The organism is Mycobacterium pinniadriaticum (assembly GCF_026242045.1).
Classification (GTDB): domain Bacteria; phylum Actinomycetota; class Actinomycetes; order Mycobacteriales; family Mycobacteriaceae; genus Mycobacterium; species Mycobacterium pinniadriaticum.
In genome coordinates, this window is record NZ_JAPJDO010000001.1 from 115,698 (window position 1) to 131,493 (window position 15,796).

General features: G+C 65.9%; 15 protein-coding genes. 10 read left to right on the top strand and 5 right to left on the bottom strand.

What is annotated here, in order from left to right; all coding sequences use genetic code 11:
* The first annotated feature begins 24 nt into the window (after positions 1 to 24).
* The 4 genes from ORI27_RS00590 to ORI27_RS00605 all read left to right on the top strand — a co-directional run bounded on the left by ORI27_RS00590 (position 25) and on the right by ORI27_RS00605 (position 3,531).
* Positions 25 to 996, top strand: a complete 972-nt coding sequence (locus ORI27_RS00590) for a bifunctional MaoC family dehydratase N-terminal/OB-fold nucleic acid binding domain-containing protein (protein WP_265994728.1) — start codon at positions 25 to 27, stop codon at positions 994 to 996.
* Positions 993 to 1,430 (top strand): MaoC family dehydratase, encoded by a 438-nt coding sequence (locus ORI27_RS00595; protein WP_265994727.1) that lies wholly within the window; start codon positions 993 to 995, stop codon positions 1,428 to 1,430. Before ORI27_RS00590 ends, ORI27_RS00595 begins: the two co-directional genes overlap by 4 nt.
* The gene (locus ORI27_RS00600; RefSeq protein WP_265994726.1) at positions 1,430 to 2,599 is read left to right on the top strand and encodes a lipid-transfer protein; all 1,170 of its coding nucleotides are present in this window, start codon (positions 1,430 to 1,432) and stop codon (positions 2,597 to 2,599) included. The genes ORI27_RS00595 and ORI27_RS00600 overlap by 1 nt, the downstream gene beginning before the upstream one ends.
* An 89-nt stretch (positions 2,600 to 2,688) precedes the next feature.
* Entirely contained in the window at positions 2,689 to 3,531 is an 843-nt protein-coding gene (locus ORI27_RS00605; RefSeq protein ID WP_265994725.1) for a hypothetical protein, read from the top strand.
* Positions 3,532 to 3,582: 51 nt separating this feature from the next.
* Here the strand turns inward: ORI27_RS00605 and ORI27_RS00610 are convergent, their stop codons facing one another.
* From ORI27_RS00610 to kstD, 3 genes are all read right to left on the bottom strand, one after another.
* The gene (locus tag ORI27_RS00610) at positions 3,583 to 4,212 is read right to left on the bottom strand and encodes a hypothetical protein (protein WP_265994724.1); all 630 of its coding nucleotides are present in this window, start codon (positions 4,210 to 4,212) and stop codon (positions 3,583 to 3,585) included.
* A 141-nt stretch (positions 4,213 to 4,353) separates the two neighbouring features.
* Positions 4,354 to 5,214 (bottom strand): MaoC family dehydratase, encoded by an 861-nt coding sequence (locus ORI27_RS00615; RefSeq protein ID WP_265994723.1) that lies wholly within the window; start codon positions 5,212 to 5,214, stop codon positions 4,354 to 4,356.
* Between the two features lie 3 nt (positions 5,215 to 5,217).
* Complete coding sequence (gene kstD / locus ORI27_RS00620) at positions 5,218 to 6,900, bottom strand: 3-oxosteroid 1-dehydrogenase (protein ID WP_265994722.1); 1,683 nt, start codon at positions 6,898 to 6,900, stop codon at positions 5,218 to 5,220.
* Between the two features lie 154 nt (positions 6,901 to 7,054).
* Here kstD and ORI27_RS00625 point away from each other — a divergent pair, with 154 nt between their 5' ends.
* Genes ORI27_RS00625 through ORI27_RS00640 form a run of 4 tightly spaced genes read left to right on the top strand, consistent with a single transcriptional unit; the run spans position 7,055 to position 11,949 of the window.
* The gene (locus tag ORI27_RS00625; protein ID WP_265994721.1) at positions 7,055 to 7,840 is read left to right on the top strand and encodes a 2-keto-4-pentenoate hydratase; all 786 of its coding nucleotides are present in this window, start codon (positions 7,055 to 7,057) and stop codon (positions 7,838 to 7,840) included.
* 21 nt (positions 7,841 to 7,861) lie between these two features.
* Positions 7,862 to 8,779: an acetaldehyde dehydrogenase (acetylating) gene (locus tag ORI27_RS00630; RefSeq protein ID WP_265994720.1), complete on the top strand. Its 918-nt coding sequence runs from the start codon at positions 7,862 to 7,864 to the stop codon at positions 8,777 to 8,779.
* Entirely contained in the window at positions 8,776 to 9,831 is a 1,056-nt protein-coding gene (gene dmpG, locus ORI27_RS00635; RefSeq protein ID WP_265994719.1) for a 4-hydroxy-2-oxovalerate aldolase, read from the top strand. The genes ORI27_RS00630 and dmpG overlap by 4 nt, the downstream gene beginning before the upstream one ends.
* 30 nt (positions 9,832 to 9,861) lie before the next feature.
* Positions 9,862 to 11,949 (top strand): RecQ family ATP-dependent DNA helicase, encoded by a 2,088-nt coding sequence (locus ORI27_RS00640; protein ID WP_265994718.1) that lies wholly within the window; start codon positions 9,862 to 9,864, stop codon positions 11,947 to 11,949.
* Positions 11,950 to 12,168: 219 nt separating this feature from the next.
* Here ORI27_RS00640 and ORI27_RS00645 read toward each other — a convergent pair whose 3' ends face one another.
* Positions 12,169 to 13,164 carry a GlxA family transcriptional regulator gene (locus tag ORI27_RS00645; protein WP_265994717.1) on the bottom strand — a complete coding sequence of 332 codons (996 nt, stop codon included), beginning with the start codon at positions 13,162 to 13,164 and terminating at the stop codon, positions 12,169 to 12,171.
* A gap of 95 nt (positions 13,165 to 13,259) precedes the next feature.
* Between ORI27_RS00645 and ORI27_RS00650 the strand changes: the two genes are divergently transcribed.
* Positions 13,260 to 13,952 carry an HD domain-containing protein gene (locus ORI27_RS00650; RefSeq protein WP_265994716.1) on the top strand — a complete coding sequence of 231 codons (693 nt, stop codon included), beginning with the start codon at positions 13,260 to 13,262 and terminating at the stop codon, positions 13,950 to 13,952.
* A complete protein-coding gene (locus ORI27_RS00655) occupies positions 13,949 to 14,671 on the top strand; it encodes an MBL fold metallo-hydrolase (protein ID WP_265994715.1) in 723 nt (240 codons plus the stop codon). The genes ORI27_RS00650 and ORI27_RS00655 overlap by 4 nt, the downstream gene beginning before the upstream one ends.
* 170 nt (positions 14,672 to 14,841) lie before the next feature.
* On the opposite strand, the gene ORI27_RS00660 is transcribed toward ORI27_RS00655, so the two are convergent.
* A complete protein-coding gene (locus ORI27_RS00660) occupies positions 14,842 to 15,747 on the bottom strand; it encodes an IclR family transcriptional regulator (RefSeq protein ID WP_265994714.1) in 906 nt (301 codons plus the stop codon).
* Positions 15,748 to 15,796: the final 49 nt, after the last annotated feature.

The window sequence follows — 15,796 nt, forward strand, 5'->3', positions numbered from 1 at the left end:
TTGCGCGAAGAGCAGAGAGCAGAGATGAGCGTCGAACAAATCAAGACCGCCGCGGAGAAGGTGAAGTCCGAGGGGAAGAGCAAGCCCCGGACCGGCCGGCATCCGGTCAACCAGCCGATGATCGACCACTGGCTGGACGCGATCGGCGACCAGAATCCGATCTACGTCGACGAGGCGGCAGCCAAAGCCGCCGGCCACCCCGGCATCGTGGCACCGCCGGCGATGATCCAGGTGTGGACCATGATGGGCCTCGGTGGTGTTCGCCCCGACGACGATCCGCTCGGCAAGATCCTCGGGCTGTTCGACGAGGCCGGTTACATCGGCGTGGTCGCCACCAACTGCGAGCAGACCTATCACCGGTATCTGCGTCCCGGCGAGGAAGTCAGTGTCGCCGCCGAACTGACCGATGTCATCGGCCCGAAGCAGACCGCGCTGGGCGAGGGATTCTTCGTCACCCAGCGGATCAGCTGGCAGGTCGGCGACGAAGACGTCGCCGAAATGATGTGGCGCATCATGAAGTTCAAGCCCGCGGAATCAGCTGAGTCAGCCTCGTCGGTGCCCGACGATCTGGACCCGGCATTCATGATGCGTCCGGCGCCGTCGAAAGACACCCAGTTCTTCTGGGACGGCGTCAACGCTCACCAGCTGCGCGTGCAGAAGCGCCCGGACGGCACGCTGCAGCACCCGCCGGTACCCGCGCTGTGGCAGGACAAAGAACTCACCACCGACTATGTGGTCGCCAGCGGCAAGGGCACGGTCTTCAGCTTCGTGGTGCACCACGCGCCCAAGGTTCCCGGCCGCACCCTGCCGTTCGTCATCGCGCTCGTCGAACTCGAGGAGGGTGTGCGGATGCTGGGTGAGCTCCGCGGTGTCGACCCCGCAACTGTGGAGATCGGAATGCCCGTACGCGCAACCTATATCGACTTCCCGGCCGGCGACGACGGCCCGGCCTGGACGCTCTACGCATGGGAGCCCGTTGAAGGAGCCGGGGTATGAGTTCGTCTGTTATAGAAGTGGGCACGAAGCTGCCCGAACTGCCGCTGTACGGCGATCCCACATTCATCGTCTCGACGGCAATCGCCACCCGCGACTACCAGGACGTGCACCACGACCGGGACAAGGCGCAGGCCAAGGGATCCAAGGACATCTTCGTCAACATCCTGACCGACACCGGTCTGGTGCAGCGCTACATCACCGACTGGGCCGGGCCCAGTGCCGTCATCAAGACGATCGGGCTACGCCTCGGGGTGCCGTGGTACGCCTACGACACGGTGACGTTCCGCGGTGAGGTGACCGCAGTTGAGGATGGCTTGATCACGGTGAAAGTCGTTGGTAGCAACAGTCTTGGCGACCACGTGATCGCCACGTCAACCCTTGTTATCGGCTCTTCGCGCGAGCGTTCATCGCAGACAATCGGGGAGGACGCCTGATGCCCGGTGAGCTCTCGGGGAAAGCGGCGATCGCCGGGATCGGCGCGACCGACTTCTCCAAGGATTCCGGCCGCAGCGAGTTGCGGCTGGCATCCGAGGCGGTGCTGGCCGCACTCGACGACGCGGGGCTGACGCCCGCCGATGTCGACGGCATGACGACCTTCACGATGGACTCCAACACCGAGGTCGCCATCGCGCGGGCCGTCGGGATGGGAGATCTGAAGTTCTTCTCCAAGATTCACCACGGTGGTGGAGCGGCCTGCGCGACCGTCCAGCAGGCGGCGATGGCCGTGGCGACCGGAATCGCGGATTGCGTTGTGGCGTACCGGGCATTCAACGAGCGCTCGGGTATGCGGTTCGGCCAGGTGCAGCTCCGGCTGATCCAGGGGGCGGATTCGACGAGCGTGGACAACTCGTTCTCGTATCCGCACGGCTTGTCCACCCCGGCCGCGCAAGTCGCGATGATCGCCAAGCGCTACATGCACCTGTCTGGGGCGACCAGCCGGGACTTCGGCGCCATCTCGGTGGCTGACCGCAAGCATGCCGCCAACAACCCGAAGGCCTACTTCTACGGCAAGCCGATCACCATCGAGGATCACCAGAATTCCCGGTGGATCGCCGAACCGTTGCGGCTGTTGGACTGCTGCCAGGAGACTGACGGCGGGGTGGCGCTCGTCATCGTGTCCGCTGAGCGAGCCAAGGATCTCAAGCATCGGCCGGCAGTCATCGAGGCCGCCGCGCAGGGGTCGAGCCCCAACCAGTACTCGATGGTCAGTTACTACCGCCCGGAGTTGGACGGTCTGCCCGAGATGGGTTTGGTGGGCCGGCAGCTGTGGGCGCAGTCCGGGCTGAAGCCGACCGATATCCAAACCGCTATCCTCTACGACCACTTCACGCCGTTCACGCTGATTCAGTTGGAGGAGTTGGGATTCTGCGGCTGGGGCGAGGCCAAGGACTTCATCGCCGACGGGGCCATCGAGATCGGCGGACGGTTGCCCATCAACACGCACGGCGGTCAGCTCGGTGAGGCCTACATCCACGGGATGAACGGGATCGCCGAAGGGGTGCGGCAGTTGCGCGGCACATCGGTGAACCAGGTGGACGACGTCGAGCACGTGCTCGTCACGGCCGGCACCGGCGTGCCGACGTCGGGCTTGATCCTCGGCTAGCGCACGTCTCGCCGAACGGAGAATCGCTCAGTTTTCCGCCCTGGCGTTACTGTTGCCGTCTTGTCGGTGGCCCACGGCACACTTCCGCCATGGACGACGACCCGTTCATCGGCAGCGAGGCGCTCGACGCTGGTCGCCTGACGCGCCACCAACTACGCACCAGGTTCCGCGCCATTCACCAAGACGTTTACGTTCCGGTGGGCATAGAGTTCAACCCGGCGGTGCGAGCCAAGGCATGCTGGTTGCGATCCCGCAGGCGGGGCGTACTCGTTGGGTTCTCGGCGTCTGTTCTGCACGGTGCCCGTTGGATCGAGGCCCGGCGGCCTGCGGAGATCGCTGATATGAATCACCGGCCGACGACCGGGGTGCTTGCCCGCGGCTGCTTCATCGAAGCGGAAGAGATCTGTCGCAAAGGCGGCATCGCGGTCACCACGCCCGCTCGTACCGCCCTCGACTTGCTGTGCTGGTACCCGAGTGATACCGCGATCGCGGCAGTCGACGCATTGGCGCGCGCGACGCGCTTGAAGGTGCCAGACGTCCAATTGCTGGCTGAGCGCCATCGTGGCCGGCGGGGGATTGTGCGAGCGCGAGCAGCGCTCGATCTCGTCGATCCCGGCGCGGAGTCACCGAAAGAAACGTGGTTGCGGCTGGTGATCGTTCGGGCCGGCTTCCCGCGACCCCAAACGCAGATTCCGGTGTACAACGAATACCGGGTGCGGATCGCTGAGCTCGATCTGGGCTACGAGGACTTGAGGATTGCTTTCGAATACGAAGGCGCGCATCACCGGATCGACCGCAGGCAGCGCGATAGGGACATCCGCCGCTTTGAAGACCTTGCCGAACTCGGTTGGATCGTTGTTCGGTTCACATCGGAGGACACCCCGGGCACGATAGTGCGCCGAGTGGCGGCGGCCTTGGCTCGCCGACAGTAACGCCACGGCGGAGAATCCGTGGATTTGGCGCCGTGGCGTTACTGTCGTGGCTTAGGCCGGCAGGTTGTTCGCGATCTGGGTGTCCTGCATCTTGGCGATCGCCAGGGCGGTCTCGTCAAGGATGGGATCGTCGGGCTCGCTTTCGAATTCGATGTTCACCATCGCTGTGCCCTGAGTGAAGTACACCTCGGTGATCGCCTTCGAACCATCGGGTGACGTTCCGCTCGCGATGAAGCCGCCATCGCCCACATCGGCGGGCTGCGGCTCCCCGGTGACCTCGTTGGCGATGCTGTCCTTGAAACCCTGCAGGGACTGGACTGCGGCTTCGGGACTCTCGTCGATGAAGATGGCGAAGAGGATGGTCTCCTTCTTCTCCGGGTTCGTCATCGTCTGCCCGATTCCCGGTACACCGTTGGGATTGACCGTGGGCTCGCTGGCGGTGAAGCTCGGATCGATGTCAGATGCCTTGAGAAGGAGGTTGCTATAGTCGTCGGCCTGCGCCGAGGGGCTCGCCGAATCACTTGTGGTTTCCGATGTTTCAGCCGAGGTTGTCGCTGCTGCTGAGCTCGATGACGACGTGGAGGTGGATTCCTTGTCGTCACTGCCGCAGCCGACGGCGGCGGTGCCGACCAGTAGTGCCGCGGCGAACAAACCGGCGGTGGTGGTTTGCGCAATCCTCATGACGGTTCCTTCCGTAGCGGCACCAGAGTTGGCCTCGCCTACTACATACAGGTTGGATCGACAAAAGGGCGGTCTATCGGCGAAGATGACGCTGAAATCACAGCTCTTCGTTTCCTGCCGGTCTGAGCCAGAAGGGATGCGTCAGGCCGGGATCAACTCCACGTCGGAGAGCACGACGGCATCCTCTCGACTTGGTGCGGTGACGACGCCGACGTAGCGGCCGTCCTCTTTCCAGACGTTGACCTTGATGGTCTCACCCGGGTACACCACTCCGGCGAATCGCGCGCCGTAGGTCTGCACCTGTGCCACGTCGGCGTCCAGCAGGGTGTCTATCAGCGCCTTACAGGTCATCCCGTAGGTGCACAGCCCGTGCAGGATCGGCTTGGGAAAGCCTGCCGCTGCGGCGAATTCAGGATCGGAGTGCAGCGGGTTGCGGTCACCGCAGAGTCGGTACAGCAGCGCCTGCTGGGGCAGAACAGGCACGGAGATTTCGTGGTCCGGGGCGCGATCGGGGGCAGCCACCGACGTCGACGGGCCGCGCTCGCCGCCGAACCCGCCCTCGCCGCGGGCGAAGATCGACCGCTTGGTGGTCCACAACAGGTTGCCGTCAGGGTCGGTCACCGTCGTCTCGCTGACGATGACGGCCGCTTTGCCCTTGTCCCAGATCTCGGTGAACCGCTGGACCGACCGCGCGGTGCCACTGGGTGGCAGCGGGGCAGGCACCGTCACCGCCTCACTGGCGTGCAGGACCTTGCTCAGCTCGATGTCGATGCCGGGGAACTTCACCTCGGGTGGCTCGGTCAGGTGGAAGCTGGCCGCGACGTTGCCGAAGCTGGGTAGCACCTGCGGCGTGTTGTCCACGAGGTAGCGCAGTTCCTTAGGGTCCATCGGATCCGCGCCCGCGCCGAGGCCAAGCTGGTAGAGCTGTACATCGCTGCTGGTCCACGAGAACTCAACGGGTTCGAGTTCGGCACCGAGCGCGACGGACGGATCGATCGGCATGTCTCAGCCCTTCCCTGCAATGTGCAATGCCGCCAGGTACCCGAACACCATCGCGGGACCGATGGTGCCGCCGGGGCCGGGATAGGTGTGGCCCATCACCGGCGAGCTGACATTACCGGCCGCATAGAGCCCTTCGATCACCGAGCCGTCGTCGCGCAGCGCCCGCCCGTGCACATCGGTGCGAACGCCGCCCTTGGTCCCCAGATCGCCGGGCACCATCTTGGCGGCGTAGAACGGGCCGTTCTTGATCTCGCCGAGGTTGGGGTTGGGCTTGTTGGTTGGATCGCCGTAGTAGCGGTCGTAGGCGCTTTCGCCGCGTTGGAAGTCCTCGTCCTTACCCGAGCGGGCGAAGCCGTTGAACCGCTCGACGGTCGCCAGGAAGTCGGCGGCCGGAAGCCCGGTCTGCTTGGCCAGCTCTTCGAGGGTGTCGGCCTTGACGATCACACCGGACTCCATCCACTTCTTCGGAATCCGCTGTCCTGGTTGCAGTCCGGCGAAGATGTACCGATCGCGGTACTGCTGGTCGAAGACCAGCCACGCTGGTACATTCTCGCCCGGGCCGGGTCCCTGGCCGTATTGACCGCCGTACATGTGGTGGCAGGCCTCGACGTAGGGCATCGATTCGTTCATGAAGCGCTTGCCGGCCAGGTTGACGATGATCGACCCGGGGGAGTTACGCTCCGAGAGAGCGAACCACGGTGCGCCGACCAGCGGTACCGTCGGCCCCCACCAGGCGTCCTCCATCAATTCGAGTGCCGCACCGAGCTTCTCGGCTGCCAGGATGCCGTCGCCGGTGTTGGCCGCGGCGCCCACCGTCCACTCGGTGGTGATCGGTGCACGCTGATACTTGATGCGCATCTGCTCGTTGTGCTCGAAGCCACCGCTGCCCAGGATGACTCCCCGACGCGCGCGGATCAGTTGCGGGTCAGCGGCTTCCGGGCCGGTTGTATCGCGTACATAGATGCCACGGACGACGCCGTCCTCGATGTACAGATCGGTCAGTGCGGTGTTCAACAGAACCGGTACACCGGCTTGACGCAGGCCGATTCGCAACGGCGCGATCAACGCGCGACCCATCCCCACCAGGTTCTTGCCGCGTGCGCCGGCCCACATCGTGCGGGCGCCGACCTTCAGGCTGCGCAGCATGCCGCGGGGGTGACGCTTGAGCTGGTTCAGGCGCACGTAGTCCTGCTGCATCACAACCACATTGAGCGGCACCTTGCCGTACGCCGGCTCCAGGTAAGGCTCGTCGGGCCCGAGCTTCTTGGCGTTGAACGGCTTGGGCTCGATCGACCGCCCGCCGGGGCGTCCACCGGCGGTCTCGGGGTAGTAGTCGGAGTATCCGGGTACCCAGCACATCTTCAGCGGCGTGTGCTTGAGCACGAATGACAGCATCTCCGGACCACGCTCGAGATAGGTGTCGATGCGTTCCGGCTCCACCACGTCGCCGATGATCGTGTGCAGGTACGTCCGCGCGGCGTCTTTGGTGTCGGTCACACCGTCGCGCTTGAGGATCTCGTTGTTGGGGACCCACACGCCGCCACCGGACCGTGCGGTCGAGCCGCCGAAGTGCGGGGCCTTCTCGACGACGACTGCCGATAGTCCCTGGTGAGCGGCGGTGAGCGCCGCGACCATACCGGCAGCGCCGCTTCCGACGACGACGACGTCGAACTCCTGAGCTGTCATACTAGAACACGTTATAGAATTGCCCCGTCCGGGCGCTACTGACCCCGCTTTTCCGGTCAGCGGAACGCTTACCACGCGGGCCTCCGGACAGCACTAGAATTGCCCGCACCGGGCGCCGTTCGCCCCGGTCACACCGACGATGGGACTCCCGGGAATGCTGAGCGTTTCGACGCGTGACGAGCTTGCCGCCGATCTTGCCGAGGCGGAGCGCAGCCGCGTCCCCATGTCTCCGTTGACGTCCAATCATCCCGATATCGACGTGGTCGACGCCTACGAGATTCAGCTGATCAACATCCGGCAGCGGGTTGCCGAAGGCGCGCGGGTGGTCGGCCACAAGGTCGGCCTGTCCTCGGAGGCCATGCAGAAGATGATGGGCGTCGATGAGCCGGACTACGGTCACCTGCTGGCCGATATGGAGGTGTTCGAAGACGTCCCGGTGCCGGCGGGTCGCTACCTGTTTCCGCGGGTGGAGGTCGAGGTGGGCTTCATCCTCGCCGACGATCTGCCGGGGGCCGGCTGCACCGAGGACGACGTGCTCGCCGCCACCGCGGCTTTCGCCCCGGCGATCGAGCTCATCGACACCCGGATCAAGGACTGGAAGATCGCGTTGTGCGACACGATTGCCGACAACGCGTCGTCGGCGGGGTACGTCCTGGGCAAGGAGCGGGTTTCCCCCAAGGACGTGGATATTAAAGCCATCAGGGCCGTCTTGACCCGCAACGGTGAAGTGGTGGCCGAGGGCCGCAGCGACGCCGTTCTGGGCAATCCAGTCACCGCGGTGGCGTGGCTGGCCCGCAAGGTCGAGAGCTTCGGGGTGCGTCTGAAGGCGGGCGACATCGTGCTGCCGGGGTCGTGCACCAGGGCCATCGACTGCCGCCCTGGCGACCAGTTCGTCGCCGACTTCGCCGGTCTGGGTTCGGTCCGGCTGTCATTCGAGTAGGAAGTTACGAGGAGCGTCCACATGGGCCAGAAGAGTTCTGTCGCCATCGTCGGGTCGGGCAACATCAGCACTGACCTGCTGTACAAACTGCTGCGGTCGGAGTGGCTCGAGCCGCGCTGGATGATCGGTATCGACCCGGAGAGCGAAGGCCTGGCGCGTGCCCGCAAGCTGGGGCTGGAGACCAGCCACGAGGGTGTCGACTGGCTGCTGGCTCAGTCGGAGAAGCCGGATCTGGTTTTCGAGGCCACCAGCGCCTACGTGCACAAGGCCGCCGCGCCCCGGTACGCCGAGGCCGGCATCCGGGCCATCGACCTGACCCCGGCGGCGGTAGGTCCAGGGGTCATCCCGCCGGCCAACCTCCGTGAGCATCTGGATGCGCCGAACGTCAACATGGTGACCTGCGGCGGGCAGGCGACCATCCCGATGGTGTACGCGGTGAGCCGCGTCGTCGACGTGCCCTACGCCGAGATCGTGGCGTCGGTGTCCTCGGCGTCGGCGGGCCCGGGGACCCGGGCCAACATCGACGAGTTCACCAAGACGACCAGTGCGGGCGTCGAGGTGATCGGCGGTGCCAAGCGAGGCAAGGCGATCATCATCCTGAACCCGGCCGATCCGCCGATGATCATGCGCGACACCATCTTCTGCGCGATTCCCGAGGACGCCGACCGGGACGCCATCACCGCGTCGATCAAGGATGTGGTGGCGCAGGTGCAGACCTACGTGCCCGGCTACCGGTTGCTCAACGAGCCGCAGTTCGACGAACCGTCGGTGGTGAACGGCGGCAACTTCGTCGTGACCACATTCGTGGAAGTGGAGGGTGCCGGGGACTACCTGCCGCCCTACGCTGGAAATCTGGACATCATGACCGCGGCGGCCACCAAGGTCGGCGAGGAGATCGCCAAGGAGCGGGCCTCTGCGGGAACGGGAGCACAAGCATGAGCACCGACGACATTTATTTCAACCCGATGTGGGACGTCCGGATGACGGACACGTCGCTGCGCGACGGCAGCCACCACAAGCGCCACCAGTTCACCAAGGACGAGGTCGGTGCGATCGTCGCCGCCCTCGATGCCGCGGGTGTGCCGGTCATCGAGGTGACCCACGGCGACGGCCTGGGCGGGTCGAGCTTCAACTACGGGTTCTCCAAGACCCCGGAGCAGGAGCTGATCAAGCTGGCCGCCGAGACGGCCAAGGAATCCAAGATCGCCTTCCTGATGCTGCCCGGGGTGGGCACCAAGGAGGACATCAAGGAGGCACAGAACAACGGCGGCTCGATCTGCCGGATCGCCACCCACTGCACCGAGGCCGACGTCTCGATCCAGCACTTCGGCCTGGCCCGCGAACTCGGTCTGGAGACCGTCGGGTTCCTGATGATGAGCCACACCATCCCGCCGGAGAAACTGGCCGTCCAGGCCCGGATCATGGCCGACGCCGGCTGCCAGTGCGTCTACGTCGTCGACTCCGCCGGTGCGTTGGTGCTCGAGGGAGTGGCCGACCGGGTGTCGGCGCTGGTCGCCGAGCTCGGTGACGACGCCCAGGTGGGCTTCCATGGTCACGAGAACCTGGGTCTCGGCGTGGCCAACTCGATCGAGGCCGTCCGTGCCGGCGCCAAGCAGATCGACGGGTCGTGCCGGCGCTTCGGCGCCGGAGCGGGCAATGCCCCGGTGGAGGCGCTGATCGGGGTGTTCGACAAGATCGGCGTCAAGACCGGCATCGACTTCTTCGACATCGCCGACGCCGCCGAAGAGGTCGTCGCACCGGCGATGCCGGCCGAATGTCTGCTGGATCGCAACGCGCTGATCATGGGCTACTCGGGGGTGTACTCCAGCTTCCTCAAGCACGCCATCCGCCAGTCCGAGCGCTACGGGGTGCCCGCGCATCAGCTGCTGCACCGGGCCGGACAGCGCAAGCTGATCGGTGGGCAGGAGGACCAGCTGATCGACATCGCGCTGGAGATCAAGCGCGAGATGGAAGCCGCGGCCTCGAAGTAGCGTGTCACCGCCCCCGGGCACGATGGAGGCGTGACTACGCGAGCCGACGCACAGACGATCCTCGAGCAGCTGGCCGGGCCGACGGCCCGACTCCGCGACGATCAGTGGACGGCGATCGAAGCTCTGGTGGTGCGGCGGCGACAGGCGCTCGTCGTCCAGCGCACCGGATGGGGCAAGTCTGCGGTGTACTTCATCGCCGCCAAGCTGCTGCGCGAGCTGGGCAATGGTGCCACAGTCATCGTGTCGCCTCTGCTGGCGTTGATGCGCAACCAGGTTGCCGCCGCGCAGCGCGCGGGCGTTCGCGCGGCCACCATCAACTCCGGCAATGTCACCGAGTGGGACGAGATCCACCAGCGAATCATCAGCGGTGACCTTGATGTCCTGCTGGTCAGCCCGGAACGGTTGAACAACCCGGAGTTTCGCGACACCGTCTTGCCGGCACTTGCCGCCGACGCCGGGCTGGTGGTGGTCGACGAGGCCCACTGCGTCTCGGACTGGGGCCACGACTTCCGGCCCGACTATCGGCGCATCCGAACGTTGATCGCCGAACTCGGCTCGGACGTACCGGTTTTGGCGACCACCGCCACCGCCAACGATCGTGTCGTCAACGACGTCGCGGCCCAGCTCGGTGTCGGTGGCCGGGACACGCTGGTGTTGCGCGGTGGGCTCGACCGTGAGTCGTTGAGGTTGTCGGTGGTCCAGGCTGGCGGCGGTGCTCAGCGCACGGCCTGGCTTGCCGAGCACCTGGCTTCGCTGCCGGGTTCCGGAATCGTCTACACGCTGACCGTCGGCCAGGCGCACGATGTGGCGGCGCTGCTGCGCGAGCGTGGGTATGAGGTAGCCGCGTATACGGGTTCGACGGAAACCGCTGAGCGGGAACAACTCGAGGCGGACCTGCTGAGCAACCGGGTCAAGGCGCTGATCGCCACCTCGGCGCTGGGGATGGGTTTCGACAAACCGGATCTGGGATTCGTCGTGCACCTCGGCGCGCCCTCGTCGCCGATCGCGTACTACCAACAGGTCGGTCGCGCGGGCCGCGCGACGGACAGCGCCGAGGTGGTGCTGTTGCCCGGTCGTGAGGATCAGGATGTCTGGCGCTACTTCGCGTCGGTGGCGTTTCCGTCGGAGTCCATGGTGCGCAGCGTGATTCGTGAACTTGAGTCCGACCGTCCGCTGTCGACACCCGCCTTGGAGCCGCTGGTGGATCTGGGCCGGACCCGGCTGGAGATGGTGCTGAAGGTGCTCGACGTCGACGGTGCGGTGCGGCGGGTCAAAGGCGGCTGGCTTGCCACCGGCCAACCGTGGGATTACGACGAGGCCCGCTACCGCCAGCTCGACGAGGCTCGCCGTCGAGAACAGCAGGCGATGCTGGACTATCAGAGCACCAACGAGTGCCGAATGGCGTTCCTGCGCAGGCAGCTCGACGATCCCGATCTGAGCGACGGCGAACGATGCGGTCGGTGCGACAACTGCGCCGGTGCTCGCTTCGGGGCCGCGGTGAACGATGATGCGGTGGCGCTCGTCCAGGAGCGCCTGATGCGGTCCGGCATCGAGATCACCCCGCGCAAGCAGTGGCCGTCGGGGCTGGGGAAGTTGGGCGTAAGCCTCAGCGGTCGCATCGGCGACGGCCCCGAGCCGGGCCGGGCGGTCGGTCGGCTGACCGACCTGGGCTGGGGGCCGCGCTTGCGACGCTTGCTGGACGAACCGGACGGTGAGGTGCCGGCGGATGTGGTGCAGGCGGCCGTCAAGGTGCTTGCCGCCTGGGGTTGGCAGACCCGTCCGACCGCGGTGCTGGCGCTGGACTCGGATACGCATCCGATCCTGATCGCGTCCCTGGCTCGTAAACTGGCCCGGCTGGGCAGGTTGACCGACCTGGGCGTGCTGCGGTATGCGGTGGGGCACCGGCCTGTCAGCGCGGCCAACTCCGCCTATCGGGTCGCCGCCCTCAACGGGGCTTGGTCGGCGTTGGATCCGGCAGCCGTTGCGGCGGTGGGTGGACCGCTGCTGCTCGTCGACGATGTCACCGATACCGGGTGGACGCTGACGATGGCCGCACGGGTGGTCAGGGCGTCCGGCGCTCCCGCGGTGCTGCCGCTGGTGCTCGCGGCCACCAGTTGACGTCGGGTAGCACCGGTGCAGGGACGCGCGACGCTTCTTTCAATGCCACCGATTCGGTCGCCCGGTGTAACGTCGTGAGATTTCGGTCTGCGCGAGGTCAGGTTGGCGCGGTTGCAGGAGCATGGCCGGGATTTCAAGCGGGCATTCGCACTGTGCTGATCCTGCGTGACAGCAACTGAGAGGCGCTTCTGGCCTTCTGTGGTCGAAGCAGCGGACAGTTCAGCGCGTGACGGCGTAGGTCTGTCGATACTTCTGGGGGGATATCCCGACCGACCGGAGGAAGTGGTAGCGCAATGAGGCATACGAGCCGAATCCGGCTTGGGTGGCGATCTGTTCCATCGGCAGGGTGGTGGTCTCGAGCAGTCGCCGAGATCGGTCAACGCGGATGGTGGTGAGCATCCCCATCGGCGTAGTGCCGAAGTGTTCGCGGAACTGGCGGTTGAGGGAACGCACGCTGATGGCTGCGTGGTCGGCGATGGCCTGCAGGTCCAGCGCCATCAGCGAGTTCTCGCGCATCCAGTCGACAGTGCGTTGCAGCGGCGGATATTCGGTGTCGGCTGAGCCGGGATTCTCCATGTACTGTGCCTGACCACCGTCGCGCCAGGCCGATACGACCACTCGGCGCGCGGTACGTCTGGCCAACTCGGGCCCGCAATTTTGACGAATCACGTGTAAGCACAGGTCGATTCCCGACGACACTCCGGCTGAGGTCAGGACCGGGCCTTCGTCGATGAACAGTAGCCGGGGGTCGATGTCCACGCGGGGATAGCGGCGTGCAAACTCGCCCGCGAACTGCCAGTGCGTGGTGGCTCGGCGGCCGTCGAGCAGGCCGGCCGCGGCCAGCGTGAATGCGCCCACGCAGAAGGAGGCCACCCGCGCTCCCCTGCCGGCGATGTCGGAGAGCGTCGAAAGCACCTGCGGTTGCGGGCTTTCGAGGAAGTTGCCGGTACCCGGAACGATCACCAGGTCGGCATCATCGAGACCATCCAATCCGAATGGTGTTCGGATGTTCACCATGCCGAAGTCGGCGGCGGTGTTCACCGACGAGCGCCGACCGCAGAGCCGGACCTCGAACGGCGACGTCCGCCGCCCGGCACTGCCCCAATCGACATCGGTCGATTCGGCTGCGGCGATGTTGGCCATCCCGAATATCTGCCCGGGAATCATCAGCTCGTAGCCGACCACGTCGTCGATCGCCAACACCCCGATGATCATGTGGCTAGATTTTAGCAGTATTAGTCCATCTAGCCACTGGTGCAGATCCAGCGGATCCGGCACTGTCAGGTCAGACCACGACCGAAGGAACAACCGTGCCCCACCTGCTGGATCATGAACTCGCCTTGCCGGACCCGGACATCTGTTCTGCAGCAAAGGACTTCGTCTACGACGTGTCACCCGAATTCGTTGCGCACCATTGCGTCCGCAGCTACCTGTTCGCCCGGCACCTCGCCGGCGCGCAGCGGCTGTCCCCAGGCGCCGATTACGACGACGAACTGCTGTTCCTGAGCTGCATGCTGCACGATCTAGGTGCCACCGAGCATGGCAACGGCGACCAGCGGTTCGAGGTCGACGGCGCCGACGCAGCCGCGGCCTTCTTGCGGTCGCGCGGGGTGGCCGAATCCCGTGTCGATACCGTGTGGCAGGCGGTCGCATTGCACACCAGCGTCGGTCTGGCCCACCGATTCGGTCCCATCCCAGCGATATCCCAGATGGGCATCTCGGCAGACGTCATCGGACATCAACGCGATCTTCTGCGGCCGGGATTCGCCGATCGGGTCCACGCCTCCTGGCCCCGCCACGACCTCGGCTACGCGCTGGCCGCGGTCATCGCCCGACAGGTCGAGGTCAATCCGATGAAGGGTCCGCCGCTGACCTTCCCGCACCACCTGTACCACCTGCACCATGCCCCAGCGACAACCCTGACCTGGTTCGATCTCGTGGACCATGCGGGGTGGAACGATCAACCCCAAGCCCAGATCGAACCAGGCGGTCACCGCCCATGAGCACCACTGCGGTGCAGACCATTTCTGTGCTGGGGCGCGGCAACGTCAACGCCTTCGTCCTGACCGGCGACCGGGCGGTACTGGTCGACGCCGGCGTCCCCGGCTCCGGACCGAAAATCATGGCCGCACTGGCCGATTACGGCCTGGGACCGGCCGAGGTCTCGGCCATCGTCGTCACCCATGGACACATCGATCATTTCGGTTCCGCGGCGTACCTCCGCCAGGAACTCGACGCCCCGATCCTGGCGCACCGTGACGATGTGCGCGCGTATGTCTCCGGCCGCAGCCTCGCGGACACGCTCCGACCGACGGGATTGTTCGGGCGGCTATTCGCCAAGCTGCCGCCCATCCACGAATCCACCCAACCGTTTACGCCCGACATCATCCTGGACGGCCCAATGTCGTTGCGCAGCTTTGGTGTCGCCGCGCAGATTCTGGTCACGCCGGGCCACACCCCGGGTTCGCTATCGGTCCTGACCGCTGGGGGCGAGCTGATCGCCGCGGACATGATCGCAGGCTCCTTCCTGGGCACGATCACCAGGCGACCGGCCAACCCGCCGTTTCATCATGATCGCCTTCTGAACCTCGCCAGCCTCGAAGCGGCCCTGGCCCACGACCCCGTCGCGGTCTACGTCGGGCACGGCGGACCGCTGGCGCCTGACCGAGTGCGACGCTGGGCCACCAGGGAACGCCGCAGGCTCGGTCCCCACCGTCGTTGAACAACGAACGTCGCAACCGGACCGACATCGACCAAGAGAAGTCCGCCCCGGTACCACAACCGGGGCGGCTATTCACCTGTCTCCTTGACAAGAACCTCCTACTGCAATGGCGCTGATTGGGGCGCACCGAAGTTGAGGCGTCGCCACCAGTCGTCATCGGCGAGCTGTAGTCACCACTGCGGTTTGGTGCCGCCTAGCTGCGCGGTCAGCGTGTCGGCGGTAGCGATCAAGCTACGCGCGTGCTTGGCGATCTCGGAGTCGGTAAGTGCCCGTCCGATCTGAAGCGACGCCACCATCGCCTGCCGGTGGTGGTGGTCGTAGACCGGGGCGGAGATGACGCTGACGTCGTGGCGCTGGCGGGCCCCCTCGGCCTCGCTGCGCAGGTAGACCCGTTCGCCGATGTCGGAGATCAACTCGCCCAGCAGCGCGCGCAGTTCGTCCGGCAGGGTGCTCGACATGCCCGCCATCAGTGAGTAGAGCCGCCGGCCGGCGGGGGTGAGCCGCTCGACGAGGTAGCCGGCCGCCCGGCATTCGGCGATGACGCGGTCCAACCGCTGCGTCTCGGTGCGCAGCGGAATGGTCGGGGACCTCTCCAGCCAGCTGCGCAGTGCCTCGTCGTCCCACAGCACGAACATCAGACCGACCGGCGGGGCGAACGGGTAGCTCTGCCCGACGCGGACCCCGACGTCGGAGCCGGGCGGGCCGACCAGTTCCAACAGGGTGATCCGGTCGTCGACAACAGCGGACAGCGCCGCGGTGGTGTCCAAGGCCTTCGACAGACGGGTGAGTTCGGCGCGCGCCGCCGGATTGACCCGCAGCGATTCCTGCGCCAGGTGGCCCAGGGTGATCAGGCTCGGTCCGAGTCGATAGGTCTTGTCGGCGGCGTCGCGTACCAGGTAACCCGAGTCGGTCAGGGTCGTGACGATGCCCAGGCAGGTCGGCTTGGCCAGGCCCAGTCGGCGGGAGAGCTCCGAAAGCCCGAAACGATCCTGCGGGTGCTTGGCGAGAAAATCCAGAATCGCCACTACGCGCTGCGTGGGGGGAGATGATCGACCAGAAGTGGAACCGTCCGGCATTGCAGAATCCTACCCCAGTGGTCCAGATATGGACCACTAACTCGGTTGA